26 protein-coding genes and 1 pseudogene are annotated in these 26,393 nt (G+C 57.7%); all 27 read right to left on the reverse strand.

The features are described 5' to 3' along the window. Nucleotides 1–38 precede the first annotated feature (38 nt). The 27 genes and pseudogenes from ACQ86N_RS04055 to ACQ86N_RS04185 all read right to left on the reverse strand — a co-directional run bounded on the left by ACQ86N_RS04055 (nucleotide 39) and on the right by ACQ86N_RS04185 (nucleotide 26,336). Entirely contained in the window at nucleotides 39–758 is a 720-nt protein-coding gene (locus tag ACQ86N_RS04055) for an ATP-binding protein (RefSeq protein WP_431214056.1), read from the reverse strand. Then, entirely contained in the window at nucleotides 739–1,371 is a 633-nt protein-coding gene (locus ACQ86N_RS04060; RefSeq protein ID WP_431214057.1) for a hypothetical protein, read from the reverse strand. The genes ACQ86N_RS04055 and ACQ86N_RS04060 overlap by 20 nt, the downstream gene beginning before the upstream one ends. A gap of 146 nt (nucleotides 1,372–1,517) precedes the next feature. After that, a complete protein-coding gene (locus ACQ86N_RS04065; protein WP_431214058.1) occupies nucleotides 1,518–2,210 on the reverse strand; it encodes a hypothetical protein in 693 nt (230 codons plus the stop codon). A 6-nt stretch (nucleotides 2,211–2,216) separates the two neighbouring features. After that, nucleotides 2,217–2,480, reverse strand: coding sequence for a hypothetical protein (locus ACQ86N_RS04070; RefSeq protein ID WP_431214059.1), 264 nt, complete (start codon nucleotides 2,478–2,480; stop codon nucleotides 2,217–2,219). Then, nucleotides 2,462–2,956, reverse strand: coding sequence for a hypothetical protein (locus tag ACQ86N_RS04075; RefSeq protein ID WP_431214060.1), 495 nt, complete (start codon nucleotides 2,954–2,956; stop codon nucleotides 2,462–2,464). The genes ACQ86N_RS04070 and ACQ86N_RS04075 overlap by 19 nt, the downstream gene beginning before the upstream one ends. A gap of 4 nt (nucleotides 2,957–2,960) precedes the next feature. Then, nucleotides 2,961–4,631, reverse strand: a complete 1,671-nt coding sequence (locus tag ACQ86N_RS04080; RefSeq protein WP_431214061.1) for a DUF4157 domain-containing protein — start codon at nucleotides 4,629–4,631, stop codon at nucleotides 2,961–2,963. Between the two features lie 11 nt (nucleotides 4,632–4,642). After that, on the reverse strand, nucleotides 4,643–5,170 hold the full coding sequence (locus tag ACQ86N_RS04085) for a hypothetical protein (protein WP_431214062.1): 528 nt from the start codon (nucleotides 5,168–5,170) through the stop codon (nucleotides 4,643–4,645). A gap of 18 nt (nucleotides 5,171–5,188) precedes the next feature. Further along, nucleotides 5,189–6,097: a hypothetical protein gene (locus ACQ86N_RS04090; RefSeq protein WP_431214063.1), complete on the reverse strand. Its 909-nt coding sequence runs from the start codon at nucleotides 6,095–6,097 to the stop codon at nucleotides 5,189–5,191. Further along, nucleotides 6,039–7,709: a hypothetical protein gene (locus tag ACQ86N_RS04095; protein WP_431214064.1), complete on the reverse strand. Its 1,671-nt coding sequence runs from the start codon at nucleotides 7,707–7,709 to the stop codon at nucleotides 6,039–6,041. The genes ACQ86N_RS04090 and ACQ86N_RS04095 overlap by 59 nt, the downstream gene beginning before the upstream one ends. Further along, entirely contained in the window at nucleotides 7,706–9,871 is a 2,166-nt protein-coding gene (locus ACQ86N_RS04100) for a DUF4157 domain-containing protein (protein ID WP_431214065.1), read from the reverse strand. The genes ACQ86N_RS04095 and ACQ86N_RS04100 overlap by 4 nt, the downstream gene beginning before the upstream one ends. Then, nucleotides 9,868–11,136 (reverse strand): hypothetical protein, encoded by a 1,269-nt coding sequence (locus tag ACQ86N_RS04105; RefSeq protein WP_431214066.1) that lies wholly within the window; start codon nucleotides 11,134–11,136, stop codon nucleotides 9,868–9,870. The genes ACQ86N_RS04100 and ACQ86N_RS04105 overlap by 4 nt, the downstream gene beginning before the upstream one ends. Nucleotides 11,137–11,142: 6 nt before the next feature. Then, nucleotides 11,143–11,253 (reverse strand): contractile injection system tape measure protein, encoded by a 111-nt coding sequence (locus ACQ86N_RS04110; RefSeq protein WP_431217983.1) that lies wholly within the window; start codon nucleotides 11,251–11,253, stop codon nucleotides 11,143–11,145. Between the two features lie 13 nt (nucleotides 11,254–11,266). Then, a pseudogene (locus tag ACQ86N_RS04115) lies at nucleotides 11,267–11,752 on the reverse strand (contractile injection system tape measure protein); the annotation flags it as partial. After that, complete coding sequence (locus ACQ86N_RS04120) at nucleotides 11,749–12,837, reverse strand: contractile injection system tape measure protein (protein WP_431214067.1); 1,089 nt, start codon at nucleotides 12,835–12,837, stop codon at nucleotides 11,749–11,751. The gene ACQ86N_RS04120 and the pseudogene ACQ86N_RS04115, both read right to left, overlap by 4 nt. Before the next feature lie 3 nt (nucleotides 12,838–12,840). Next, nucleotides 12,841–15,504, reverse strand: coding sequence for a hypothetical protein (locus ACQ86N_RS04125; RefSeq protein WP_431214068.1), 2,664 nt, complete (start codon nucleotides 15,502–15,504; stop codon nucleotides 12,841–12,843). 5 nt (nucleotides 15,505–15,509) lie between these two features. Continuing rightward, nucleotides 15,510–16,397: a hypothetical protein gene (locus ACQ86N_RS04130; RefSeq protein ID WP_431214069.1), complete on the reverse strand. Its 888-nt coding sequence runs from the start codon at nucleotides 16,395–16,397 to the stop codon at nucleotides 15,510–15,512. Then, nucleotides 16,372–17,691, reverse strand: coding sequence for a hypothetical protein (locus ACQ86N_RS04135; RefSeq protein WP_431214070.1), 1,320 nt, complete (start codon nucleotides 17,689–17,691; stop codon nucleotides 16,372–16,374). Before ACQ86N_RS04135 ends, ACQ86N_RS04130 begins: the two co-directional genes overlap by 26 nt. A 4-nt stretch (nucleotides 17,692–17,695) precedes the next feature. Further along, nucleotides 17,696–18,928: a hypothetical protein gene (locus ACQ86N_RS04140; protein ID WP_431214071.1), complete on the reverse strand. Its 1,233-nt coding sequence runs from the start codon at nucleotides 18,926–18,928 to the stop codon at nucleotides 17,696–17,698. Next, on the reverse strand, nucleotides 18,865–19,695 hold the full coding sequence (locus ACQ86N_RS04145; protein WP_431214072.1) for a hypothetical protein: 831 nt from the start codon (nucleotides 19,693–19,695) through the stop codon (nucleotides 18,865–18,867). Before ACQ86N_RS04145 ends, ACQ86N_RS04140 begins: the two co-directional genes overlap by 64 nt. Nucleotides 19,696–20,352: 657 nt before the next feature. Beyond that, entirely contained in the window at nucleotides 20,353–21,993 is a 1,641-nt protein-coding gene (locus ACQ86N_RS04150) for a hypothetical protein (RefSeq protein ID WP_431214073.1), read from the reverse strand. Beyond that, on the reverse strand, nucleotides 21,990–22,415 hold the full coding sequence (locus ACQ86N_RS04155; RefSeq protein WP_431214074.1) for a GPW/gp25 family protein: 426 nt from the start codon (nucleotides 22,413–22,415) through the stop codon (nucleotides 21,990–21,992). The genes ACQ86N_RS04150 and ACQ86N_RS04155 overlap by 4 nt, the downstream gene beginning before the upstream one ends. A gap of 39 nt (nucleotides 22,416–22,454) precedes the next feature. Beyond that, complete coding sequence (locus tag ACQ86N_RS04160; protein WP_431214075.1) at nucleotides 22,455–22,745, reverse strand: PAAR domain-containing protein; 291 nt, start codon at nucleotides 22,743–22,745, stop codon at nucleotides 22,455–22,457. Nucleotides 22,746–22,967: 222 nt separating this feature from the next. Continuing rightward, nucleotides 22,968–24,527 (reverse strand): type VI secretion system tip protein VgrG, encoded by a 1,560-nt coding sequence (gene vgrG, locus ACQ86N_RS04165; protein WP_431214076.1) that lies wholly within the window; start codon nucleotides 24,525–24,527, stop codon nucleotides 22,968–22,970. After that, complete coding sequence (locus ACQ86N_RS04170; protein WP_431214077.1) at nucleotides 24,520–25,236, reverse strand: hypothetical protein; 717 nt, start codon at nucleotides 25,234–25,236, stop codon at nucleotides 24,520–24,522. The genes vgrG and ACQ86N_RS04170 overlap by 8 nt, the downstream gene beginning before the upstream one ends. Beyond that, on the reverse strand, nucleotides 25,226–25,396 hold the full coding sequence (locus ACQ86N_RS04175; protein WP_431214078.1) for a DUF5908 family protein: 171 nt from the start codon (nucleotides 25,394–25,396) through the stop codon (nucleotides 25,226–25,228). The genes ACQ86N_RS04170 and ACQ86N_RS04175 overlap by 11 nt, the downstream gene beginning before the upstream one ends. Nucleotides 25,397–25,399: 3 nt before the next feature. Then, the gene (locus ACQ86N_RS04180; protein WP_431214079.1) at nucleotides 25,400–25,861 is read right to left on the reverse strand and encodes a phage tail protein; all 462 of its coding nucleotides are present in this window, start codon (nucleotides 25,859–25,861) and stop codon (nucleotides 25,400–25,402) included. A gap of 13 nt (nucleotides 25,862–25,874) precedes the next feature. Then, nucleotides 25,875–26,336, reverse strand: coding sequence for a phage tail protein (locus tag ACQ86N_RS04185; protein ID WP_431214080.1), 462 nt, complete (start codon nucleotides 26,334–26,336; stop codon nucleotides 25,875–25,877). Nucleotides 26,337–26,393: the final 57 nt, after the last annotated feature.

Below are 26,393 nucleotides of genomic sequence, written 5' to 3' on the forward strand. Positions count from 1 at the left end.
CGCCGCGGGACCCGGCCTGCCTCGTGAACCACGCAACACTACGGCGTAAACGGTTTGCCGTGCTTGTTCAGCTCGATCTGTATCCCCTTGTGTACATCGGACAAATAAATTACCGGCAGGTGGTTCACGCCCTGGCCGTCCCCGGGGCCATTCGCGCCGGGAGCCCCGGCCGACCCGTTCACTGCGGAGCCATTCGCGCCGGGAGCCACGGCCGCCACCCCATTCACACTCCTCTCCACCGCCTTCAGCGACGCGTAGTGTACCACATTGATAATGCTACCGCCGGCCAGCTCATATTTCTTCACCACTTCAGGCAGATCAACAACCCCGGCCCCGCCGACCCCAACACCAGCCCCGCCGTTCGCCCCAGGCGCCGCCGCAAACTCCGCCCCAGCCGGAAACGATTTCTTCCAGATCAGCTTGCGCTCCGCCGCCTCAGGGAAGGGGAACCGCAGGATCGCATTAAAGCGCCGGATAAACGCCTCGTCGATATTATTCTTCATATTCGTCGCCAAAATGATCAGCCCGTTGAAATCCTCGATCCGCTGCAGCAGATACGAGACCTCCTGGTTGGCGTACTTGTCGTTGGCGTCGCGGACGCTTGTGCGCTTGCCGAACAGCGCATCTGCTTCGTCGAAGAAGAGGATCCATCCCTTATCCTCGGCGCGGGCAAACAACAACTCGAGGTTCTTCTCCGTCTCGCCGATATACTTGGAAACGACCATCGAAAGGTCGATCTTATAAACGTCCTTCCGCATCTCGTTGCCAAGCAGCGCCGCAGTCAGCGTCTTCCCCGTACCTGGGGCCGTAGAACAGCGCGCGGTAACCTTTCTTCAGCCGGTCACCCATGCCCCAGTGCTTCAGGAGATGGTCGTTATACTTGAGCCAGTTGATGATCTCGCCGATCTGCGACTGCAGCTCGTCGCCGATCACCAGCGAATCCCGGCTGCGCTTCTCGGTGATCAGCCGCGCGGGGAAGCTGCTGTTGAAATGTGGTGGCGACGGACGCCCCAATAAAAATACGTCGATATAGTCCTGCGAGATGATGATCCTCCCGCTCATGACCGGCTCGCCATACGGCACCTCTTCCAGCCATAGTATTTTTTTCTGTCCCAGGAAATCCTCGACGCCGAACAGCGACTGCATCGCCAGCCGCTGCCGCCTGTCTTCGCCCGCCAGCAGGAACAGCGCCGTCTCTCCCGTCGGCAGGAAGCTGCGGGAGTTCTTTCCCCGCACACCACCCAGCTTCGGAAAATTACCCGCCCCCGGGATCTTGCTCTCTATTACTTCGTCAAACAGCTCCGGCTGGAAATGCGGCGCCAGCGCGATCAGCAACAGCGTGGCCTCGCCGACGTTGAGCCCGTTGTCCAAAATAAATTTCCCCAGGGGTAAATGCCACCCCGAAGGATGTGGCATCGCGGGTAGGGCTCCTTCCCCCGCACCCCCGGAAAATAATCATTCAACCGACTCCGGATCAGCTGCTCTAAATACATAAATTCTGGAAGACTATTCATACGCTATGAAGGTGTTTTCGAATCAATAACATTTGGACTCATTCCATTGCTGCAACAGCTCCAGTGATAGCTGAGCTCGTGCGGTATCGCCGGCGAGACATTGCCGCCAAGCCGCGGATCCTGCGTGCTCGACAACAGCGCCCCCGCGGCGGTCTTCGGATTGTTGCGCACCATATGGCCCGGGATCTCCGACTCACCGACATTGTCATGATAAGTCGCCGCCGCGGTCCAGAGCGCAGACCCATAGGTATGCGCCGTATGGTCCCGCGTCTCTACGTTGAAGAAGAAGCTGTCGGCATTCTCCGGCGTGATCTCAGTAGAATTGGGTTCCACCCGCCAGACCTCATAGTAGTGGAGCGGCATCTTTTTGTGCAGCGATATCGGACGGTTGTGGCAGTCGAACGCCAGCGCCATGATCGTGATGTCCTGAACGATATACCCGCCCTTCGCCGAAGAATTCCCCGAAAGCTCCCAGTTGATCCCCGATTTCAAATCGCTGCAGCCGTCGTTGGTGAGATACGATGGTTTGGCGGCCAGCGTCGGCGCCGTACTGGCCGGGTTTGCCTTGCTGCCGGACTTCACCGGCTGCGGAGTAAAGAACGCTTTCTCCTTTTTATCCCCGATACTCTTGTCCGCCGGGCCTCCGCCACGCATGGCGCCAGACTTACTGCTTCTGTAACTTCTGCTTCTGAACATGATATTTTATTTATTGAACACCCCCTCCACAGTACTAAATCTGTGTTCGCGATGATATTTATTGATATCGGCCGTCGGATAAAGAACCAGTGCCTGCCGCTGAAACTCCTGGATCAGCGTGTCTTCGCTGTCGACATGATGGGTCGGCGGGAACAGGAAGGACTGCAGGGCCGTATAGGCCGCTGCCGCTTCCGGGCCGGCAGCCGTAGCCGCGGCCTTGTCGATCGTGATCTGGCTTTTTTCTTTTGTGTTTATGGTGCTTCCCCACAAGGAGCCGCTGGCTCAGCCGGTTTAGGCATACTATCCACCACCGCCTTGACCAACTCCGCCGTCCTGGCCTTCGGATCGGTGCCGGAATCAAGAGCCCGCCACAGCGAATACTGCACCCAGGCAGGCCGGTTGACGCCGAGCATGATGGCATTGGCGACCGCCCTCTCCGAAGAAAGAAAATCACCCACGGTAGAAGTATTATCCGGCGCACTAACGACGACCTTGTGTTCGCCGTCCGCCTCGAAGCTGGCCGTTTCATTCCCCGGCTTGTAGCCTTTGCCAAGCCTGCCCATACCCGTTGCTCCGGGCCAGACGGTGTGCGACTTGAACTCGGCGATCCAGTCGTGCGCCGCCACCAGCTGATAGGTCCTCAGGTCGGTATCGGACCCCAGCACGCCGTGCATGGCCGTTTCGACCTCTCCACCCGTAGCGCGTTTTCCTGCGAGCGTGATAAATCCATCCTTGTCTATGTCCATGCCCTCATTCGTGCAGGCAGCCCAGTGCGTCGACGTACAGGTGCTGTTCCTCCGTCCGGTCGGCGGACTTGGTCTTTTGCGCTTCCGTCGCCCTGTTCTTCAGGTTTTTAAAAAACATCGCCAGGCTCGAGGAGGCGTCTTTTTTATTTCGCAGCATCCCCCACTGAAAGATCCCCAGACTCGCCATGATGTCCTTCGACGCGGCGCCCCCGCTGGTGGACCCAAATCCACCCTCGACCGTGCTCACGACGCCCAGCGTGGTCAGCTGCGGTTCGATATCGCCCTTCAGATTGTCCGGCAGCTTTCCGCCCTGGTCCGTCATCACCTTCTGCTGCGCCTTCGTCGATTTTGCCGGGACCCATCTGGCCTTGTCCGCGGTCTCTCCGTGTTTGTGGAACGACATCAGCATCCACGCCTGCCCGTTGCTCAGGGTGATGAAGGAACCCTCCCCGATATCGGACTTAACATCGGCGGGCAGCTTGTCGAACTCCGCCGGAGAAATGGCGCCTTTGGCGGAAACGCTCAACAGCTGGTCGCTGAAATTACCCTCTACAGCGTCAAAAACTACCGTTCGGGCATGACCGCTATTTTTGAGATGGACAGACTTGTTGTCCCCACCCGCATCACCCATCTCTGTCGCCGTCACCTCTCTGATCCTTACAATACTGCTGTCCCCGTTATTCGCGCCGCCTTTCAACCGCACTACACCAATGGCAGCCTCGCCCGCCGGCGCGATATCCCCCTGCTTATTGACAAAGGCGAATTGCTTGCCGTCCTGCCGCACCCCGACCCGGTGTTCGTCGCCCATCGCGGCATCGTTGAAAAGCGCGCCGTCACCAGCCTCGAAGAACACGGGTTCCGGCTTTGGCGCGGCCGCGTGCTTTGGCGCCGACGCGTGCTTGTGATGGGTATGCGGCTTGGCCTGAACCATCGCTCCCGACGCGCCCTGCTGTACGACGTGCGTCAGCTCATGCGCAAGCAGGTGCTTGCCCGTCGAACTGGACGGATTGAACTTGCCGGTATTGAAATAGATATCGCTGCCATGGGTAAAGGCCTGCGCCCCGAGTTCGCGGTTCATGCTGACCGCGTCGGAATCCGTGTGGATATTCACGCCGCTAAAGTCCCGGCCGAAGGAGGACTGCATCTCGGACAGCGTGGATGAGGGTAGGGGAGCGCCCCTGCCCCTGCTGCCGTCGACGCGGCCGGACACCGAATCCGGCGCCACCCGCGAACCGGAAGCCACCCTCGAATCCGTGGCGGCGGGCGAACCCGGCTTCATCTGAACCCCCATCTTCTCTTCCTCCTCGCAGTGCGCGCACTTCATCTGTACCTCCGGCTTCTCGCGGAGTTCGCGGTCGCGCCTCATCCGCTCGTCGTTGGTCGCGAAATTCTCGTCCTCTTCCGGCGTGGCCAGCCGCTGTATGCTGCTGATCTCCTGGCGCTGGATCGCCGGCTCGTCGTCCATATCCTTTTTACTGATCACCTTGTCGGCGACGCTGTCGGCCTCTTTTTCGTATTTGTCCCCGGCCTGACCGATGGACAGTTTGGTCTGGAAGAATGGTGTTTCTTCCTTTTCCTGTACCGGCGCCTGGGGCGTAAAGAAGGCCTCCTGTTCCGGTGACTGTGTCGCCGAATACGCCGCTTTTGTGCTCCGATAACTGCTGCTCTTATGCATCTTCGATGATTTTATAAATGATAGACTTCTACGGTCAGATCGAGATCGTCCAACAGTTCGACGAGCGTATGACCCGTAAAATTCGCGACTAGCCTCGTCAGCCCGGTCTGGTTCGCGGAAAGGCCGCCGTCGTACTCCGTCCCGCCGCCATAGTCCAATAATGTCTCTCCTCCGGAGACGCTGTTGACCCTGACCCTTTCCCCTCCGGAAAAGATCGAGTAGGCATAGGTGCCGGAGCCGCCGTCGATGAGAAAACAGACGATATCCCGTTCTTTGGACAGCGCTGCCAGGTCAAGGTCCAGAGCGGACTGCTTTTCGCCCTTTTCAAATGAGCAGGCATAGGGAATATCGCGTCCCAGGACGACGACAGCGTCATCGACCCGGGCGATTCCGATGCCTTCAAATTCCCGTGACGTAGCCTCGTCCATATTGGTGGTCCCTCCGTCCGAAGCATCGGCGTGGCCCAGGATAGCCAGTATCTTTTCGTCGCCGATCGACTGCCCTTTTTTTAATAACAAACCACCCATTGAAATTCCCATATCGATAAGTTTTATTCATTAAAGCCCTGACGGCCTTTCTATGTCCACTGCCATTGCTCTAAAGTTCGGCATTTTCTTGCCTCCGAATGCTTTTATAGCGTGCGGTCCGGACGGCCTCAGCTTGTCGAGCTCACCCTTTCGTAGCCTGTCGTACACGATATCCTGCGTTCCTTTATTTTCTTCCGCCGTATCGGAGGACTTGAATTCTTTGTAAGCTACCACCTCGTCGCCCTTCAGCAGGACGGCGTCGAGCATCGCGTAGTCTCCTGTCTCCCGTCCGTGGTCGTCCAGTATATTGATGCGGACCTCTCTTATTACTTCGTAGGTCTTTCCGTACACTTTCGACTTTGCGGCAGCCCAGGCTTCGCCGATGATATTGTTCTTCTGAATGGTGACGAGGTCGGTATTCTCGAACATTTCCCGGACCATCCTCCACTTCATCGGGTCGATGGCCGACCCGTCCGGCGTCAGGATTTGTTCGAGTATGGCGTCGATATGCGCATTGACGTACGCCCTGGCCTGGTCCCCCGCTTTTTTCCCTTTGAGGGATTCGCCGATGAATACCTTTATCTTTTTCCCTGTGGGCGTTTCCTTCGTCTCGACCTTCCGGACCTTGTCTCTGAAGATCTTTCTGGCCAGCGCCTCCCCGCCTTTCGAGAAGGCTTCCTTCAGCTCGATCTCGAACTTCAGCTGCTCTCTGATCTGTGCGGGAGTAAATTTGCCTTCGCCCAGCTGTTCGAGCGCTTTTTGCAGCTTTGCCAGTCCCATTTCTCCCGGGTCTGCCTCGTTCAGCAGGTCGAATACATCATTCCGGCTTCCTTTTGTGCGCGCAACGACCAGTCCGAGGGCCTCTCTGAAGTCCTTGTCCTTACCGGCCGGATATTTTTCCCGCAGGTTGCCGACGTCGGCAAAGCTCAGGGCGTCCATGATGACATTTATATCCTGATTGTTGGCCCTTCTTCTCATCAGGAACTCGGCCCCCTTGTAGCTGCCCGGAGTGGCAAGTCCTTCCATGAGGCTGTCGAACCTGGGTTTGCCAAGTGCCGTCTGGTCCTGACTGAGGAATAGATTGAAGTCGCCCAGCACGGCGTTCGGGTTGGGATACCGGTCGGCGATATTGTGCATGACCTGGAGGATCGTTGCGTCGGGGACATTGGCCTGTCTCATCTTCTGGAGGCAGTGATCCAGCAGCGGCGGCCTCTTGCCGGGCTGCTGCCAGTGTCGTAGGCAGAGACTCCTCGAAATTCTTTGGCGCGGGCCTGACGTCCGGCTTTGGATCCGTACCGGTGCCGGGCGGTTTTTTGCCGGAACCCGTCGGGTCGGAATCGGTGTCCTTAGCCGTGCCGATCAGCTTCATTTTTGCGCGGATAAAGGGCGGCGCTTCGTCGGTAATGATCGTCTTCCCGCCCACCTTTTTGATCCAGCCGCGAGCCTCCCAGGTATGCCAGGAAACGCCCGCGGTCTTCGCCTTGAAATGTTCGAAAACTCCGCGGCCCATGCTGTAGGCCGACACCGCCATCATAGCGCCCTGCTGTATCGCCTCTAAATTGACCTGCGCAAGCAGCTCTTCTTCCTCCGCCTTTGGGAGGTGCATGGCTCTTATCGCGTTGGCGTCCTCCTTGACCTTTTCATTGATCAGCCAGACATTTGCGCCGATATTCACCGCGTCGTAGATAAGGACAAGACCCCTCGCCTTTTCGATCGTCATCAGCAGATTGACCGATCTCGAGATCACCTGCGTCAGTTTGATTGCGGTCCCGGCCGCGAGGAAAACGCCGGCGATAATATTGATGATGTCCAGCGAGGTCTCGGCATCCCATTCAAAGGTCCCTTTCTCCCTTCGCTCCTGGATATTCCGGATGGACAGATAGGCTCCCGCCACGCCGACCGCCACCCCGAGCGCCGATACGACGGCAGCGGCCGCAGGCGACAACAGGCCACCCGACGCGACCACGCCGGCGATCAGCAGCACCAGCCCCAGCGCGGCCACGGCCATTTTCAGATAGTCCGTCCACTTGGTATACGAATCGAGGTTGCCCTGGAAGTCGGTACCCGGTACGCGATAGATGATCCTTCCTTTTCCGTAGTGGTGGCTGCCCGCAAAATTGTGGAATGCGCTGGCGATGCCGTCTCTTTCACCACTGGCCTTGTCACTGGCTTCGACGGTATCGCCGACGTAGATCATGTCGCCGGGTTTGGGCGCATCGAAGGTCACGTCCACCAGTTTCATCTTGTATTTTCCCTTCTCCGGTTCTGCATCGGGGTGATAGCCCGCCAGCATGATCAGGGGAACCAGGTTGCCGTCCTTCTCCTTGACCAGCCCTGCAACAACGCGGTAGACGGGCGATCCGCCTTTAAAAGCTTCACCCGCAGTGATAGTCCGCTTCCTCAGTTTCTTGATATCCTGCTCCTGGTTCCTGAGGGTTGCGATATATTCTTCGACGGCATGCTGGTCGCCGTATTTGTTTTCGGGGTAGGTCTGGCGGATCATGGCGAACAGTTCGTACAGCACGTGGTCCTCTTTTTTCAGCTGTATCATAAAGGGGTCGGCCGTTTTACTGCCATAGTAGGGCTCTCCTTTTTGCGATACTTTATGATAAAATTGAGGAGCCTCTGGGCATTGGCCAGCAGCGTTCTCGTATCTTCCAGGTCCGCCTTCGTCAATACCATCAGATCCGTCGTCTCCCGCTGCTGCAGCCGGTCGATCTCTTTTTCGAGCGCGGCTTTGGCGATCGGGTCCTTTTCTGTCGCGGCCTGTTTCTTCAGTCTGTCGATCTGGTCCGGGTTCTCGAACGCCGAGCTTCTGGCCAGGTTCACGGCTGTAGTGACGAAGAAGGGGAATCCCGCTGTGCTCGGAGGCTGGACATAGTCTTTTTTGTAGGAAGGCACGGCCTTGCCCATAAGCACAAAGTCGCCGAAGCCCAGCGGCTCCATATTGATCCTTCTGTCGGGGTCTTTGTCCGGCTCGTAACTGTCCACCGGGTCTCCGAGGTTTTGCGGCGAGTTCTTTACAAATTCATTGGTGAGATTTTCCATGTCCGCGGGGCCGGCGCCGGCGTCCTGTACCTTTTTGAGGGATACGGGCATTTTGAACACCTTCCAGGAATGATACAGTTTCATACTCGTGTCCATGGCCATGAGGACGCCGTTCAGCAAATTGGCGCCGTGTACCTCGGAGAAATCCGTGACCATGACGAACCGGTTGTGGGCGGTGTCTACGGTCGAGTGGTCCGGATTCAGGTCGGTCGCCCGGATAAAGGACGGGAAGGGCGGCAGCATCTGGATGGCGTCTTTGGGAATATTGTATTCATCGGCGAAAGTCGTCAGCAGCCGGACCCTGCCCTTGGACTGTGTCCTGGCCTCGGTGGCCATATCCTCGTGTTTGTGGGCCACCCCGATAAAGGCCATCGTTCCGCCCAGGCTTCTCAGCGCAACCGGAGTCTTGCCGGTTTTCTGGTCCTTGTCTATCTCCCAGATAAAATAATAGGCGAGCTGCGTATCCGGATTTTGGGCGAGGAATGCGTCCTTCCGGATCTCTTCGAGCAGGACGACCTCGTCGTATATCGGCTGGAATATCTGGTTGACCGTGGCAAGGCCCATATCCGCGGCGTCCTGGCTATTCGATTTTTGGAAGTCTTCCAGCGCCTTTCCATAGTCATCCAGCAAGGGGATATACTGTGACATCTGCACGTTAAAGACCTCTCTGCTATACCATTTGGGCAGGGGATATCCCGTCTCTTTAAAAGTCTGGACGATATCGGCCCAGAGGCTCACGTTGTTGACTGCCCGCCGGATCTTTTTCCTTTCGTCATCCGACAGCCGCAATTCCAGCCCTTTTTTGGTGAGGAAGGATTGGAAATCGAGGAAGACAGTGATGCCGATAAAGAGATCTTTCATCCTTTCTCCCTGTATGGCATCTTTGGTATCGCCGAAATGTCCAAATCTCTGGATATTCTTGTCGCCGAGCAGTATTTTGGACATGGGTTCCACCAGGGATTCGTCGTACTTGTCGTCCACGAGTTTTTTCAGAATGACTCCCAATAGTTGGGGAAGTTTCGGTCCCGGCTGGAAACTGGCGTCCGGAGAGACGACAAAGGTCACATACCCGAGGTTGCTGAGATCGAGCGTGGAATTGGGAATGAACTGATAAAAATCCTTGTCGATCTTTTTCTCCGGCGTTTTAGCCTGGGGAGCGGGCTGTCTTTGAATGGACGCTGCCGGGCTGCCTCCCTGCTGTACCGTATGGGTCAGCTCGTGGGCCAGCAGGTGCTGGCCGGCGCTGCTGTTCGTGTCGTATTTGCCCTTATTGAAATAAATATCGCTGCCATGGGTAAACGCCTGCGCCGAGAGCTCGCTGCTCATCTGCACGGCTTCCGGGTCCTGATGGATCCGCACCTTGCTGAGGTCGGCCCCGATCGAAGATTCCATTTCCTCCATCGTATCTTCCGGCAGGGACTCGCCGCGTCCGCGGTTGGAACTCAGCCTGCTTTCCAGAGAGGGAGCGGCTTTCGGTGCAGGCGCAGGTGCCGGGGCAGCAACCGGCGCCGCAACAGGCGCTGGCGCAGAAGCCGCGGCAGGCGCTTTCTGAATCACAGGACCGGAAGCGCCGGGCACAAAAAAGTCCTGCGCCGCCTCCTTCCCGAAGAAGGGCGTATTCGATTTGGCCGGCGTGGCCTTTTGCGATGATTCCGTTGTCTTCATTTGACGTCCCATTTTGCGTCCGGCTTCCCGGTGGCGGCCTGTATCTCCGGTCTGGTCATCGCGTCTATCGCTGCGACAAACATGACATAGTGTCCTCTTTTTACGGTATTACCCCTCGACATGATATTGGACGAATCCGTGATCTTCAATTCATCGGCGGCGTCCTGCCCGATCAGGTCTTTCACGGGATCGTAGTGCGTCGGCTTGTCTCCAAAGAATTTTGCCCTCGCCCCCGGCACGTCGGGCCTGGTGTCGACGTATTCGTCGCCAAGCCCGATCATATGCCCAAATTCATGGGCCGCCACATTCTGTTGATCGGTCTTTGGCCTGGTGCTGTCCTGTCTGAAAACGCCCACGCTGACATGCCTGAAGCTTGCGTCGGTCGTGGCCTCTTCCTTCCCCGCCGCCAGTCCGATAGTTAGGCATAGTCCCGGCAGCCCGTCCAGTTCTTTACTCACCGAGTCCATCCTCCGCTGGCTGAGCGCCTTGTTATAGGCTACGCTGCCCTCCGCGCTTGCCCTCCCCGTAAACTGCAGCGAGAAAGTGCAGTCGTTCGGGTCTTTGGCGGGCGGGATAGTAGCGATGAAATCTTTGATCTTTTTTATTGCCGCCTGACAATCCGTGTTGAGGTCGGCTTTGTCAAAATCGAAATTGCCGACGTCCTGGAGGAAATCGGGTTCATTCAGTTTAGTATCCTCCGCAACGGTCGGATCGCGGAGGTCCATTCTGGCCTGGTGGGTAGTGATGCTGCCCGCGGGCGCCGCCTGACCCGTCACCCTGGACCGGAATCGTTTTTCTTTGGCGCCGGGTTTGACGACATGGATGACCGTATGGGCATCCCCGGCCTTTGCCTCGGGAACCGCCGTCACGTCCACATTGGCCCTGTATTTGGAGAATCCGGGTTCGTTGAGCGTGAGCAGGTGCTTGTTGCTCCATCCGTCGTGGATACTCTTCACAAAATCGGTTTCGAATGTCGTCTGTTCCGGCTTTGTAACGCTCCTGGGGAAATCGAAGAACACATGGTGCGAAATAAAAAGGGTTCCCGTTGCCGGTTCAGGCCCGACTACAGCGTACTGCGAGTTGAAGAAGCCAAAATTGTGAACGAAATTATTGACCGAAAACTCGGGAGTTTTTGCCTGGGGCTGTCGCTGAATAGCGAAAAAAGGTTCTCCCCCTCCCATGTCTTTTTGAAAGAAGGGCTGTCCGGTGTCTTTGGCCGGGGCTTTTGTCGAAGTGCTCGTATGTGTCGCATCGGCAGCCTTCATAGATGATCACCAGTCGAGATGAATGGCCTGTTGCAGCCAGGGTAATTTAATGATACTCATATTCCAAGGGAAAGGATAGGTACGCACGAGAATATCCACCGCGTGCTTCTCGATCACCAAGCTGCAGCTTGTCGTTCTTCGGACTCAGCTTGCCGCTGCGCATGAGAAAATTCGCCCGCAGCCCTTCTACCGTTATATTTTTGACACCCCAGTGGGCGAGCAGACCTTCCAGCAGGTCGTCCGCCTCCTTCAGCTCTTCCAGGGTGATGAGCGACTGTTTCTCTACCGGGTATTCCAGCGGGCACCCGCAGAGGACCTTCGCGGCCGTCAGTTCGAACTCCCCGGCGACCGTGCGGCCGGTCGCGAGATAGTGCAGCAGGTGGATCGCTTTCTGCCGCGCTTCGTCGGCGATGAACTTTCCGCCGGCGAGCAGACCGCTGAGCTTAAACAGATGGCTAAGGAAAGGGTGGGTGAGGACGACGCCCGCATTCAGCAGGAAGAGTCCCTCCTCCGGCAATTGTTCGATGCTGAGATGGGTGGGCATGGCCGGGGGAAAGGGTATCGCTTTCCCCGGGATTGTGCTGGTAGCCGCTGCGGCGGGAAGAGGCGTGCTCATGGGAGCGCTGCTGTCGGCGCCCGGCCTCGCCCCCGGACCAACTGCGACTGATCTCCTGCTACGCCCGGAGCCGGTAACGCTGCGCGTCCGCCGATGGCCGGTGCGTCGGGAGGGCGCAGGTCCGCAGGTGCGGAGCCCTCCGATGCTTCGGGGTGACTTGCTGTCCCGGCGGGGCGCGGCTCGCGCGTTTCGGAAGACTGCTCAGTGCCCGCCGCAGGCGGCTCCACTATATCCCTTGCAATAGGATGCGTCGTCAGATAGTCCTGCAGCCCGGGTAGAAATTTCGCATAGTCGGCCCAGTAGTGCGTCAGCAGCCGGTGGGCCAGGGTTTCCGTGCTGGCTTCCTTTCCAAGACTTGCCGCCAGCATCAGCGCGTCCTGCCAGGCCTTCCCGGGCGTGGGGATGAGCAGCCCCGGCTGATAGTCCACTGTCTCCAGATTGACCGCATAGATCAGCAGGCGGCGCAACTCCTGCAGCGTCTGGGGCAGGGGAGACTGTACCACGGTGGTCAGTATCTCCGTAAGTCGCATCAGAAAAATATCGTCGTGCTGCTGCGCGATACGCGTCAGCGTCGCAGGCCGGTTGGTCAACAGACTCCGGACGCGGGTGATGGCGGGATAGTCGGTGGCCAGTGTCTCCAGCACCTTGTGCTCCCATTCCGGGGTCACGCGCAGAAGGCTCCATGGCAGATAGCCCTTCTCCATATACCAGATCCATTGTTCGAAAGCGTTATGACGGGCGCTCCGGCGCTGCACGCCACCGCCACCAGCCGGCGCAGAACCCTGCCCGGCGGAGAGTGCTTCCACCCCTATCGTCCGGGTGATATCGGGCGAACTCAGTTGTTCGATCAGCCGTTGCTTCAGAAGCCGGTCGTCAAAATCCCTCCTGCTGAACTCCCCCAGATCCAGTACCAGTCTGTCGATGAACAACACCTCTTCATCCCCCGCCAGTTGGTCGAACCATTTTTCGAGCACAGGCAGCAGCGTCTGATAGTACTGATCGCTCAGCCTGTTCTGCAGGTCGAAGGGTGGCTGTCGTCCGTCGAGTGTCAGCTCGAGCAATTGCCGGCGAATGATGTGGTCCATGGACTATTGATTTTGTGGATGAGGCCAGCAGTACAGCTCACTCACCTGCCCGGAGAAGGCAGGCAGCGCGTCCCAGCGGGTATTGAAAAGGTATTGTATGAAGTCGCAGCCGTTGTTGCCCGCAAGCCAGCCCTTGTATCTTGTTTCGAACTGGTGACAGTCCTTCGGGTCCAGCCATAGTACCCGCAGCATGACGTGCGCCGGCGCCTCCCTGTATAAGGCATTTTCGAGAACGAGCTTGTTGTCCGGCGGATAGAATTTCTCCGGCCATGCGGGCAGCACTACCGTGGCGATAAAGGACCACGGATCGTTGCCGGGTATAAAGGTCGGGCTCACCACCGGCGCGCAGGGGTCTGCGTCAGCATCGGGCAGGGTCCAGTCGTAGCTGCAGGCCGGAGGCTCACCGCAGTAGGCGACGCCGAGACAGGCGCAGTCCGCCTTGTCGCTATGACGCAGCAGAATATGTTCTATCAGGTGCAGCCCTTCCGTATTGACGGCCTTCTTCATGCGGCAGACGGCCGCAACCACCGCCTCGCGCGCATTATAGGACTGCGGATGCACGGCGATGACCGTCCCCGGATCCAGCAGGAATATGCCAAAACTCCGGCAGTCGCAGCCGAACTCGGGCAGGAAATTCGCGGCGACAGACACCAGGGGTAATGCGCCGTCGAGCGCCGCCTGCGCGCTGGCCTGGCTGTCATAGGTCGCCGTTCCGATCCAGGCCTCGGGCATATCCGTCAGGTCGATCGCGATGGACCAGCGCCCGTCACGACCCTGTACGACCGACTGCGTCCCCGTCTGTCCGATAAGCGTCGCGATAGCCGCGTCCCGCTGCCCAGGCGTGGAATAAGTATAAGGATGTTTCAGTACCGGCAATCCACCGACGACCAGGAAGCTATTGGAACAATCTGTCTTTCTGTAGTCCACAATCGTACCCTCTATGCGAAGCGCCGAAATGTACCCGTCCACCCCCGTCCACGCATCGTCTTCCGTCTTAAATCGCCCCGCGCTGAGGGCCAGCACCTCGGCCACATAAATATGATATACGGGGGCGCCGGAAGCAAGCTCCGTGAACAGATTCACCGGATTGCGCAGCAGGCTCATCAGATACGCAAAGTCCAGCTGGGCTTCCGCGATCGTCTTGTGCTGACAGGCGCATTTCAGTACAAATGGGGTCGTATCCGGAATCGTGAGACTGCAGTAATAAATATCGCCCGATTTTTTTATCGGATAAGCCCCCGTCATCGCGACGAGTCTGGCGATCACGTCCGCGTCCGCGCCGCCCAGCGAGACCTTTGTTTCTTTCGGGATATAGACCAGCGGGCCGTCGGGAGGAGGATTATTGCTGAAGACCTCCGTAAGACTGATCAGCGGACCGTAATTGCTCTCAAGCCCTGCGCCCTCGAGCAACATGAGATAGGCCGCGGTAAACGCCTGTTTGGCTTCATCCTCCGAAGGATAGCCTTTTACGCTTTCGAACAGTATCAGCTGTCGGCCGGAAGAATAGTAATAATTATGACTCTTTATCTGCCAGTGATAGCCGAAGACGCCCGTCACCGGGTCCCTTCTTTTTCGGGTGATCCTGCCGTCTACACAGACCTCGAGATATTTGATCCCCTGCGTGATCAGGTCGGAGAGCCGTTCTTTGGCGGCATCGGCGCTGGCCTGGTCGGGATAGTCCTGCGTGCAGAAGGCAACGCGCTGGTCGACGTCCGTGCAGAGCCAGGAGTATTGCCCCTGCTGGCTGACCGGGTCCATCCGGATCTCCGTATAATCCGCCGGGTTTTCTGAGCCCACGGCTTTCTGTATATCCTGATATAGTTTTAACCCCGAAACGTCCGACGTCCCCACCTCCACCACACTGGCGAGGTCCTCCGGCTTGCTCCACAGCGCGCGCAGCGCGTCCATGGCCGCGGCCGAACTCTCATAGTCCGCCTTGCTGTCGAGGGTGACCCTGCCGGCGTCCTCAAAGCCCAGATAGAAATGGAATTTCCATCGCGAAGGCTCGCTGCCGGTCTGTACTGTATAGAGTTGCCGGCGTACCTGGTCCTGGATCTTCGAGGCCAGCGCGGCCGACTCCGCCTGGGGCTGCCCGGTTGCATATCCCGCCACCTTGCGTCCTGCATTCGTGATCCAGATCGTGCAGGTCCCGGCTACCCCCTCCTCGACATAATAGTTAGCCGGTACCGTGAGTAGTAAGATCAGCTCTTTCGCGCCGGCCATCGCCGCGTCCCGCGTGTCATAGTCGTCGGCCGCCTGGAATTTGTATCCGTTGGGGGCCGGCTGGCCGTTCGCGACCGCCTGACCATTAGCCACCGGCTGCAGAGAGTAGTCGACCCGCCCCGGCTTGTCGGCTATCGTGTCGTTGATATCGATCCTGAACGCGTCCTGGTCGATATATTGTTCGGTGTCGGTTGCCAGCGTATTCCTGGTGAGCGTATCCGCCGTGCGGGCGGTGCTGCGTTTGGAGTAGTCGACGAGCCGCGTCGTCTGGGCAAAAGCGCTGGCGAAAACGTCGCGCGGCGAAGGCCGCTGCCCGAACAGCGCAGACAGTCTGTCCGCGATCGTATTGGCATATTCCTCGGTCGGATATTTGTCGGCGAGTATGGCGTTCCCTACGGTGATCGTTCCATCCGCGGCGACCGAATAATTGGACCGGTCGGCCATCTGCTTCAGCAACGCCGCGGCAGCCTGACGCGCCGCGTCTTCCGATGCGAATCTTTCAGGCGGGCTAAAAAGGTCTTGCCCCCGATCTTCAGCGAATAGCTATACTGGGGATCGGTCTTGCTGACGATAAAATTGCAAAGGCTATGACGGCTTTCGATAGGCGCGCCGATCAGCCCCTTCCATTTCTTCCCGAATCCATCGGCCTGCCCGCGCGTGCTGCTGAGGACGGCATAGTCGGACAGGTAGCGCTCTTCGGCGGCGTTAATATCCCCCGGCCTGAACTGCAGCAGCGCGTAATCTGTAAATCGCTCTGCAAACCGTGACAGCAGATGGTCCAGAAAATACTTGCGGCGTTTGTGATACAGCGCCGGCTCCTCCAGCTCGCCCCGCAGGACGGTCTGAAGATCGACGGTCTTGTAGTCGACCGTGAACGTAAATTTGTCCCCCGCAATGCTGAACAGGGAGTAAAGCGAATCCCCCATTCCGTTGCCCACCACATAGGCCGCGTGTTTCTGCGCGTCTCCCGCGTTCGCGAAAGTTCTTTTACTTACGAGCACCATGTCCGTGGAGGACGTCGTAATAGTATAGTAAAAACATTCCTGATACTGTAATACATTGACGGAACTCCGGTCCTCCAAAAGATCGGACTTCAGTATCGCGATCGCGTCCCGCATATCGCTCCAGTTGGTGAAGTCCAGAGCCGCAATATCGGCCGGCGCGACAGCCTGCCCCGGAGTACCCGCCGGCCCCGGCGCCGCGGGAAATACAAGTGTCGTTCCAGCCGGGCCCAGCAACCCCGCCAGATCGCCGGCCACATAATTCCCCCATAACTTCCGGACATCCGGGACATAATTCGGTCCATCCGGATCATCCCCATTGTCCAGAAAATTCAAAAAATAGCTCGATCCCCCTCCGCGGCCCATCGAAAAAAGCTCGCGTATATTCGCCAGCTGCGCCAGGTAGTCCGCCAGCAAGCTGGTCAAAGAACAGCAAAAAGCCTTTCAGCTGAAGCGCCCACGCCTGTCTCGCCTTAGGCGCATCTGCCGGAACACCTTCCCTGCTGATGCCGTACGCGTATGGAAAATCGTTCTGTATGGAATAGTAGTCGCCCAGGTCCGGCCGGTAATTGCCTTTGGGGAAGGGCAGGTCCAGATTGGGCAGCAAAGAATTAAACATATTCTTCTTCGCCCCAGCCGCCAGCAGGGCTTCATACTGCGTCGGGTCGAAAGGCACCGGCTTGCCGTTGCGCATGAACTGCAGACTGCAGCACCCCACTGTAAAATCCACCACACTGTTCTCGGGAATATTGAACTTCCATCCGGCACGGGCCGGGCTGCCGCAGGGCTTCCACTGCAGGTCGCGGATAGTTGTGATACCGGTAACCCCGAACAGCGCTTTATACATATCGGAAAGATGGATCTCCTTTTTCAGCTGGATCTGCTGCAACTCATCGGTGTCGAGAAAGCCATGGCTCACGCTGGTAGCATACGGACGACCCGCAAAGATCGCGTCGATCGGCCTGCCCTTGTCCAGCAGCTCCTGCAGCGTATAAAAATGCGGCGAAGGCGAGAGGAAGGCCCCCAGCGCCGCCATCATGTCCAGATAGACCTGTGCAACATCCGCTTCTGTCCCGAGCTCAACGATGGCATAAACCCCGAGCTCCAGTTTCCCCAGGACTATAACATCAGCCAGATCCTCGCAGAGATTGCGGTGCTCGCGCATCGCGTCCTTTACCGCCGCGACGACCGCCGTCTGATCCACGCCGTCTTCCAGCTCGACGAGGACGTGATAGAGCCCATTCAGGTGACCCGGCTTCCTGCCCTCCGGCAGGCAATTGTCCGGCTGGTCCAGCGCCACTTCCAGCCAGGCGTTGCGGACGCCGTCGATATCGGACAATAACTTGCGGTAGTCGACGATGGTCAGCGGATTGCACGCGAGTATCTGTGCCGGTGAATAGAAATTGTCGTCAGCTGCGCCGGCCCCGGCCGCCGCCGGATGGCGTGCAAAGATATCGGCCGCCGGCAACTTCGTCCTGTAGTCGAGGTCCAGCAAGGCATAACACAAAGCCTCCAGTATCGTAATACCAGGATCGTGAACATTATAGTCGGTCCAGAGTTTCCCCGTCAAATTTCCCAGATGGGTGATCCCTTCATTGCGGAGGTCGTTGAAATCAAGATAGGTAGTCATTTGATTAAATTTTTCCGCCCCATTTCGGGCAATCGTCCTGGACGATCGTTATATCAATATTACCCGCTATCAGTATCGAGCGCGGCGTCATCGGGAAGACCTCGGCCTGGTCGGAAGGCGTCAGCACAACCTCATCCTCCTCATGCCTCCACTTCCAGTCGAGAACATAGTCGAGATAGTCCCGGGTCTCTAAAAATCGGATCACGTCCGACCGGTTGACTACCTGGCCAAACCGGAGTTTGTCAAATTCTCCCACCGCCCACGGCGCCATGAACTCCCGTATATCGTCGCTGAGCTTCTGTTGATAAAAGACCGGGCCCTTCCCGCGAATGAGCTTTACCTGCAACACAAAATCCACCTTCTCGTACCTTGGATTCATCGCGCGGAACCGGACAAAGGGCGAGGTCACTTCCTGCATCTTCTGTTCGAGCTGCTCCAGCAGACTCAGCGGCGCACGCGGCTCAAAGCTCGCAGCCGCCTTCAGTTGGTTCAGGTCCGGAATGACGGCCATCAGCACATATCCCGGAGCCATCGGATAGTCGTTGGCGTATTTGTGCGCATTCAGCCCGATGCTATGGTTGATGCACTTGGCCTTGAACAGCTGCGGGAATGAATCCAGCGCTATTCTTTCATAATCGCAACGCTGGATCGCCCGGCCCTTGTGCCGCAGCGTCTCACTGACGCGGACATAAAAATAGCCGTCCGTCTCCGGCACCCTGCCTCCAAAGGAATCGTATGGCTGGTCGACCTTCTTCACATTCGCATCGGCGACCTCCAGCCCCTTTAGCGCGCCGGCGGCCAGCGGTACAGACAACCTCGCTTCGTCGTCGCCCGGCGCATCCGCGAACGTGGCGCGTATCGCCTGCGTAAAGACCTGGAAGGTCTCGGCGACGATCTTGCTGTTGCCGGCGATAGCAGCCTTTATCCACCAGTGACCGGCCGGCATCACCGTATTGTCGTTGGTTATATTGTCGGGTATCGCAAACTTGATGATCCCCGAAGCAGAGAGCTCGTCCGTAGCGTCGTCCAGCACTTCGAATCCCTTCCGCAGCGGCTTCCAGACATTGTGCCCGAGATAGCTCCATTCGACGGGTACAGGGTCCTCTTCCGTATCGGAGGTCGCCTCCGCCAGCTGGAAGAGCACGTTGACATCGCTGCCGGGGATGAGTCCGTTCATACCCAGGAACAGCGTCCCTTCGTCAAAGAAGGCCGGGAAGAGGGCGGGCGACTGCGACAACTCTTCTTTTTATACGTGCCGGCAAAAGGATAGAGATGGATCAGATCGACATCCGTCGCCGCGGCCGTCGCCGAATAGTCCAGCGAGATCCCCTGAATGATCGGCGTCCATGGCTCGTTGGGGATGATGGCCTGCTTCTGGTCGGTGCCGTCGATGATCTTCTGTCCGCTCGCGACATCCGCCTGTATCTTCTCGACCTCTGCCCGGAAATCGCTTCCCGGCCCCGGCGTGTACAGTCCGTGGCGAATATCGTCCGCCGTATTCGGACCGATGCCGGTACCGGGCGTGACGTCGACATTGGGCAGGATATCGGTCATCAGTCGCTGGTGAATATCGTCGATCGTCGCGCCGATATCGTTGACGCTCGACCGGATGGCATTGCTGCTGAAGACGATCGGCTCGCCGGTCTTGTCATAATAGACGGCGTTCTCGAGTCGCAGCTCGTCGTTATTGCCGTCGCTCTTTCCCGACAGCTTGCTCAGCGCCATCATCTGCCGCGCCAGCACGTATGCATAGTCCTTCTGTAAAAAGTCCTGGTTGCGCAGGTTCACCTTCAGAAAGCCATACATGGTCGCCGCTTCGTATTTGGTCAACGGCGTGGCGGGATCGATATGAAACCCTGGCGTGAGCCCCGGAAATCCACCGCTGCTGACCCCGATGGTCTGCTGGTATCCGGCCGGCGGACAGCCCAGCTGCACCGCGCTGTTGTCGAAAAGCCGCCGATCGGCCGACTCGGGCAGCCAGCCCTGTCTCTGCAGCGCTGCCACGTTGACGTGAAACCCGTCGGCGTCGAGCCCGTAGTGGCCGTGGTCATTGGGGTCTACCCAATAAGCCCGGTAGTATTCGTTGAAGCTGGAAGGCTTGTCCTTCCAGTTGAGATTGATATTTACGGAAGTCCATTTCTTACAGAAGATCTCCTGGCTGCCGATATAGAAATTGGGCCCGATCAGATTTTTCGGGGGCGGTGGGGGAGGAGCTTCGACCCCCGGCGGAGGGGGGAGGCGCCGGCAGCTGCGGCTCTGTCACGATATCAAAATCTATGATCGTAGGCCGTGTGCCGAAAGGATATATCGGCTTGTTGACGTCCTGAAGGCTCTCGTCGTTCTGTACCACGAATTTCCTGATACCGCAGGCGCTCACGTCGATATGGGTGTCGGTGATCGTAACATTCCGGAAGAAATGATACAGGGAGACTTCCGTTTGCTCCGTCGAAGGCGGCCGCAGACAGCAGCCGGCGTCCGAGGCGTTTGGCGGGTCGAGATAGACCTTTACCTTATCGTTTAGGCTTATGCGCGCGGCGGGGTTGGTGGTATTGATATCCTCTTTCAGGGCATCCTTATTGTAGAACGTGACGGCCGGCTCTTCGGGATCAAGGGTGACGGATACAGTCAGCGTGAAGACCCCGTCTGCCAGACCGCCGGGCGTCAGGGTAGGCAGCGCCTTCGGCGTGATCCAGTCTTTGGCGCCGCTAAGCCCAACCAGCAGACTACGCTGTGGCGGGAAAAAGGATAAAGACTCGCCAGCACCGCCGCACTGAACGCGGGCCACCGCGACGAATCCACCGTCACCTCATACTGGGTGGATGGCAGCAGGGCCCTCAGCTGGGCTTCCGTCGCAGGATCGACACCGGCCTTGACGGCCTGTTTGATCAGGTCCTGATTGAGGTAGTAATACGTCTTTGCAAAGGAGTCGGCCACCGCCTGATAGATCGCCGACAAATTGAAGATCGGCGAGACCCTGCAATTGAACGTGACCGTTATCGTCCTGAGCCCCTCGTTCAGTAACAAGACGGGCGAAGCAAGTACAAAAGCCAGACGCGCATTCGGATAGGCGCGCAACAGCCGGTCCGGATCGGTATACTTGCTGTACCGGTCTCCCAGCGTAGGCCAGCTGCCGGGGTCGTCGGTCTTGAAATCCTTGTCGATCCCGTCGGCCTTCGTGGCGTTCGGCGCCATATAGACTCCCTGAACATAGCTCTGGTCCAGTACGGCCTGGTCGTTGACATACAGCGTGCGCAGATCGGTGACCTGCGCCTGATTGACGACGATCTCGTCGTCCAGTGCGAAGAGGATATCCGCCTTGTTGGCGTCTTTCGGTCCCTTCACATTGACCCCTTTGGCAACCCGGTATTCCGACAGCTGCTTCTGGATCGTCAGGACGATATGCGCCTTGTCCGGAGTCGCCCCCTTCGGCTGCAGGGCCAGCACCTGCCGGTAGAAAAAGTCCAGGTGGTTCTTTGTGAATCCGTTGAGGCTGTCCTGAAGATGCCGGAAAAGATTTAAAAAGGCGAAGATCAGCGCGAGATGGGGCTGGTGCCGCTGCTTCAGGTCGTCGCGCAGGCCCTCGAAACTCTGCTGAAGGCTCAGCGAGGCGGCGCCCGTGCTACTGTTGATCGCCTTGAGAAAAGGCGTCATGCCGCCGAGGATAGCGTTGTATAGCGCGATCAGCCGGTCCCTCCGCGTACGCCCCAGCGCCTGAAATTGGTCGGAGGTCAGCGTCGCCGTCAGGTCGTCCGGCGTCAGACCCCATGTGGCGGTAAAGCTGGAGAATCCCACCGGCCGTATTCGAAAACATTTTACCCCGGAGTTGATATTAATGACCAGCGTCCGGATGGCATTCGGCAGATTCTTCTTGATCAGACCGTCGAGCACGTTCTCGATCGGCAGCCCCGTGTCGTTGAACTGGCTGTCCCAGCCGTTCAGCGGGCTGAGCACCGTATTATAGACATAGTTGACCAGAATGTCGAGCCCCGCTTTTGTCGGGCGGCGGAGGAATTTTTTCTGATAAGCCGCCACCTTCGAGGTAAAAACGTCCTGCCTGAAGTTGAGTATCGAGGCCGCGACAAAGGGAAGGCTGTCCCGGAAAAAGGGCTGCCAGTTCTTTATGCTGAGGTCTTCGTCATAGAAGTTGATCTGCCGCGAGAACTTTACGAAATATCCGAGCATATCCGCGATGGTACGGCCGTCCAGTTGTGCGGGGCCCTCCAGCAGATCGTCCATGATCCGCTGGCTCTGGCTCGTACCGGTATCGTACTGAAAGGGATGTATTAGCGCTTTGCAGTTCATATAGGTTGTGCCGCTTCGTTGAGATAATAGTCGAATACGTAGTTGAATCTGGAGTTGACGTTGGGTATCGTATACTCCACGGCGATCGTAAAGCGGCCTTCCAGGTTATCGACTGACCCGGCCGGCGTCACGCTGATATTCTCCACCGAAATACGCGACTCGTAGAAGAGTATCGATGTCTGCACCCTGTCCTTCAGATAGCCGATGACGGAGGCGTCGAGCGCGTCAAAAACGTGGCTGACCAGATTGCAGCCATATTCCGGTTGCATCACCCGTTCGCCAAGCGACGTGGACAAAAGAATATTCAGGCTTTGCTCTATGTCCTGGACCCCACTCACCAATTCAATCTTCGCTGTCTTATAGTTAAATACCGGCGGAAAGGCCCAGCCGGTGCCCAGGAACGGAAATGAGTTATCAGGCATAAGTTTAATATTTATCCGGCCGCTCTCGCGGCGCGGGATTTATCCCCCGATCTGCACGGTGGGAAGGCCGGCGACAATGACCCCGCTGTGCGCGGTCATATCACCCTGTCTTGCTGCCGGACGCCCTCCGATCAGCACAGATGTCGACCCCATGACAATGACGTCCGGAGGACCCACACAGACCAGCATATCCCCCACTACCGCGGCGGGAAGCCCGCCGATCAGGACATTGGGGACGCTGGGTCCGACCACGGGCCCGCCTACATGGGGTACCGGTCCGTTCGACAACGGGCAGGTATGCATATCGGTGATTCTTGCTGCGGATGGCATCGTCGGCTAGTTTATTTTTACGATCGAACCGCTGATCTCCATGATCCCCTGCGCGGCCAGTTTCGCCAGTGGCCCCTTCGACGTCCAGGTCGGCATCAGCCTTTACGGAGACAGACGCGGCGCTGATCGACAAAGAGGCTCCGGCGGAAATAGTAAGATTGGCGCCGGCCTTGATAGTCACATCCATAGGACTATTGACCGTGACGCCGCTGGTATCCATGGTTATCTGATTGCTGTTCTGATCCTTGATCTCGATCTTTGTCCCCTGCTCGTCCAGCTGTATGCTGTTGCCTGCGGGAGTATCGATGGTAATGGTCCTGGTCTGGTCGTTGAAATGCACGCGCATCTGACTGCGCGTCGTAATACCTTTTTCATTATTGGCGTCGGCGGGGTTATCGGCGCCGTCTTTGCGCTGCTATGCAGCATACCCAGTATTACCGCATGACGGGGGTCGTCGTTGATAAAGCCTACGATCACCTCGTCCCCGATCTCGGGCATAAAGAAGGCACCCCTGTTGGAGCCCGCGTCGAGACTGGCGACCCTCGTCCACAGCCCCTGCGCATTGTTGTCGATGACCGGCACCTTCACCAGTATGCGGAACTCGCCGTCCGGATCGTTGCCGAGCTGGACGACCACCCCGACCTGGAGCCCGTGTACGGAGCCGATCAGCCCCGCCGCCTGCCTGTCGTCGATATTCCTGTAGGTCTCCGAATACCGTTCGGGATCGAGACCAAATTGTATCTGCGTGTCCCAGGAGCCCTGCGTCACGTCCTGTCTGACGGCGGTCACATATACATTGCCGTTCCACCGGTCGCCGACGCCGTCGAGCTTCGCCATATCGCCGGGATTGATACCCGAAAAGCCCGTGACCCTGACGCGGCCCCTGGTCTTGGCGAGCCGGCTTCGAAGCATCAGCCCGTCCACCCAGTCCTGCAGCTCCTGCTCGAGCAGGTAGCCGCTGTGGTGCATTTCGTAAGAGTCGGGGCTGACTGCCCCCGCGAGGTCGCTGCCAGCGATATTACCCGGCTGCTTAAAGGCGGAGGCCTCGGTCGTATCCGCGTTGAACAGCTGCTGACCCGCATAGTCCCACGAATGCGCCTCGACCTTCTTCCACTGCTCGCGAGCGTCCATATCCGCCTCGAACTCCATGATCGAATAGCCATAGGCGACATTGACCACCGGACTCGTCGTCGTGTCGGGTGGACCGATCTTTATCGTCCCGTCCTGTACGTTCACCAGCATGCCGTTAGCCTCCGCGCGCAATAGCAGAAAATCCCAGTCCGAGACGTGGTGCTGGACTATCTGCTTGTGCGTCAGCTTCGTCGTTTTCAGGTCACCGCTGATTCCCGGATAGCGGGCAATGATATCGTCAAAGAGTTCGCTGTCCTTTTTGTTCTGGAAGTAGCGGCTATGCCTCCCAAGCGTCATCCTTACCGCCTCGTCGCGGCATTCGATGGTCAGGTGCGTATTGCCGCTCTCCTGGATGCACACCGACTGGCGCGTGATGACCCCTTTGAAGGCCTGACCGTTCTGCCCGTCGAATCCGATCCTGACGACAATCTTCTTCCCGGGAATAAAACTACCGGAGTCACTCACCTCGAATTTCCGCTGCGCGGCGTCCCCGTCCCTGACGATGATACGGGCCGTCGGTATCCTGTTCACCTCCTTCATGATGCTGATGCTCATTATCTGGTAGGTGGCATCGATCGTCTGGCCGTCTACCTGTATCGAAAAGGTGACGACGTCGTGCTTCGAAGGATTGGGTATTAACAGATCATCCATTGGGACTTAGCTTTATCAATGGTGGAAGAGATAGCTGAACACCGGCTTTCAGCTTTCTTATCGTCGTCAGCCCGTTGTAACCGGCCAGTTCGGTAAGGAATCCCGGATCGTCATACACGGAGAAGCTCAGGTTGTCCAGTCTGTCGCCCTGCTTCACCTTCTGATAGTGCGTCAGGTCGGGCGAAGTGGGTTTGGCCTCCGCCAGTATCTCCTCCCTGGACTTGTGGTGCAGAAAAGTCGCACTGATCTTCGCCCGGAGAGGACTCCCGTCCGGCTCGAACAGCGTGTAATTGATATCCACGTTGGACAGCACACAGCGGAAATTGATCTCCGACCCCCACATCACGATCAGGAAATTGGGCCGGTGGATCGGACCGTTCATGTCATAGCAGCACTTCAGGAAGTCCTGCGCTCGCAGCGTGACCGGCCTGGCGGTGTAACCCGCGGGAAAATTCGAATAACCCTCCATCGTATTCGTGCCGTCGAGGACGAAGTCCAGCTTCAGCTCTTCCGGAGCGGTACTCCTGTAGCGGATCTCCGTGCCCTCGTTGCCGTGCGCCTGCTGCTTGTCGACGCTCACCTTAAAATTCCTGGTGAACGTCTCCGGATTGATGGGGGCGACGAACATAAGGGTGGTCAGCTCCTGCTTGAACTGTCGGTCCTTGAATGACCGGATGCGAAGTTTTTCCAGATTTTTCCTATCGCCCATTTTTTTCTTTTAAAATTTCCAGTATCCTGTCGACGCACAGTTTGACGATTTGCTCCGGGGACTGAACATCCCCCGAGCCGGCGGCCGGCGCCGGGCTGCCCGATTTGCCGTCTTCGGTGACGGTAGCCCTGATAACCAATTCTCTTATCTCTACCGGCATAGTCTATCCTTTTTCTGCAAAGATCAAACGATTGTAATTTAACTCCAGCGTCTCCAGCAACACCTCTCCGCGCTCGGCGTTGAGCTCGCCGATCTTCCAGCTGCGGGGCCATACATTATTGATGGTCCAGTGGAGTATCGGCTTGTGCGTCTCGCCCAGCAGATAGATGTTGACCGTTGCCAACGGCTGGTATTTTTCCTCATCGAATGTCTGTTTCAGCCACGTCGTCACGCCCGAGCTGTCGGGGCCCAGCAACCCTCTCTTCAGGATCAGGGGCCCGTATTTTCTCCGCGTGGGCAGGACGTGCTCAAATCTGTTCTCTCCACCCTCGCGGATCGTCTCCGTATCGATCGTCGAGTCCAGCCCCGTGACGGACTGGAAACCGACGTCCACGGATTTGGCCGTAGACAGCGTGAAATTCACGCGGAAGTGGAAATTGACATTCTGATAAATAGTGTCAGCCATGGGGTATTTTTTATTACTGTGCCTCCACGATCCTCAGGCCTTCATGCACCAGATCCATCGACTCGATAGCGACCTCGTTGGCGTCCGCCTTCAGATTGGTAGACTGCACCTTCGACGGCCAGGCCTTGGTCAGGGCCCAGGTGATGATGGGCTTGTGCTCTTCGTCCAGCAGCTTGATCGTGATATCCCTTCTGTACTGGGCTGCGCCTTCCTGGAACATCATCGTCTTCTTCCACAATTCGAAGAACTTGAAGTCGCCGAGGAACGTACCCCTCTTCAGCGAAATATTGGCGTACTTGGTGAGACCCGGCTGTTTTGTCTTGTGATACACGGGAGCATTGCCTTCGCGGTACTCGATGACCTCGGTCTCGAAGTCGAGGCCGCTCACTTCGGTAAAGCCAAATCGATCTTCCCCCCATTCTACCTGGAAGTGAAATTTCGGGAGGGGATAATTCTTTTTAGGATCGTCTGCCATAAATTAATTTTTAAAACGTGAATAGATGATTTGAATGTTTAACTCCTGTCTGGCCAC

This window comes from Puia sp. P3 (genome assembly GCF_050632245.1).
GTDB lineage: Bacteria > Bacteroidota > Bacteroidia > Chitinophagales > Chitinophagaceae > Puia.

Coding starts and splice junctions, on each gene's coding strand:
- ACQ86N_RS04055 (WP_431214056.1), bottom strand. CDS start 758: ATGCGGAAGGACGTTTATAAGATCGACCTTTCGATGGTCGTTTCCAAG.
- ACQ86N_RS04065 (WP_431214058.1), bottom strand. CDS start 2,210: ATGTTCAGAAGCAGAAGTTACAGAAGCAGTAAGTCTGGCGCCATGCGT.
- ACQ86N_RS04075 (WP_431214060.1), bottom strand. CDS start 2,956: ATGGACATAGACAAGGATGGATTTATCACGCTCGCAGGAAAACGCGCT.
- ACQ86N_RS04080 (WP_431214061.1), bottom strand. CDS start 4,631: ATGCATAAGAGCAGCAGTTATCGGAGCACAAAAGCGGCGTATTCGGCG.
- ACQ86N_RS04085 (WP_431214062.1), bottom strand. CDS start 5,170: ATGGGAATTTCAATGGGTGGTTTGTTATTAAAAAAAGGGCAGTCGATC.
- ACQ86N_RS04090 (WP_431214063.1), bottom strand. CDS start 6,097: ATGGACGCCCTGAGCTTTGCCGACGTCGGCAACCTGCGGGAAAAATAT.
- ACQ86N_RS04095 (WP_431214064.1), bottom strand. CDS start 7,709: ATGATACAGCTGAAAAAAGAGGACCACGTGCTGTACGAACTGTTCGCC.
- ACQ86N_RS04100 (WP_431214065.1), bottom strand. CDS start 9,871: ATGAAGACAACGGAATCATCGCAAAAGGCCACGCCGGCCAAATCGAAT.
- ACQ86N_RS04105 (WP_431214066.1), bottom strand. CDS start 11,136: ATGAAGGCTGCCGATGCGACACATACGAGCACTTCGACAAAAGCCCCG.
- ACQ86N_RS04120 (WP_431214067.1), bottom strand. CDS start 12,837: ATGGACCACATCATTCGCCGGCAATTGCTCGAGCTGACACTCGACGGA.
- ACQ86N_RS04125 (WP_431214068.1), bottom strand. CDS start 15,504: ATGGCCGACCGGTCCAATTATTCGGTCGCCGCGGATGGAACGATCACC.
- ACQ86N_RS04135 (WP_431214070.1), bottom strand. CDS start 17,691: ATGACTACCTATCTTGATTTCAACGACCTCCGCAATGAAGGGATCACC.
- ACQ86N_RS04150 (WP_431214073.1), bottom strand. CDS start 21,993: ATGAACTGCAAAGCGCTAATACATCCCTTTCAGTACGATACCGGTACG.
- ACQ86N_RS04155 (WP_431214074.1), bottom strand. CDS start 22,415: ATGCCTGATAACTCATTTCCGTTCCTGGGCACCGGCTGGGCCTTTCCG.
- ACQ86N_RS04160 (WP_431214075.1), bottom strand. CDS start 22,745: ATGCCATCCGCAGCAAGAATCACCGATATGCATACCTGCCCGTTGTCG.
- vgrG (WP_431214076.1), bottom strand. CDS start 24,527: ATGGATGATCTGTTAATACCCAATCCTTCGAAGCACGACGTCGTCACC.
- ACQ86N_RS04170 (WP_431214077.1), bottom strand. CDS start 25,236: ATGGGCGATAGGAAAAATCTGGAAAAACTTCGCATCCGGTCATTCAAG.
- ACQ86N_RS04175 (WP_431214078.1), bottom strand. CDS start 25,396: ATGCCGGTAGAGATAAGAGAATTGGTTATCAGGGCTACCGTCACCGAA.
- ACQ86N_RS04180 (WP_431214079.1), bottom strand. CDS start 25,861: ATGGCTGACACTATTTATCAGAATGTCAATTTCCACTTCCGCGTGAAT.
- ACQ86N_RS04185 (WP_431214080.1), bottom strand. CDS start 26,336: ATGGCAGACGATCCTAAAAAGAATTATCCCCTCCCGAAATTTCACTTC.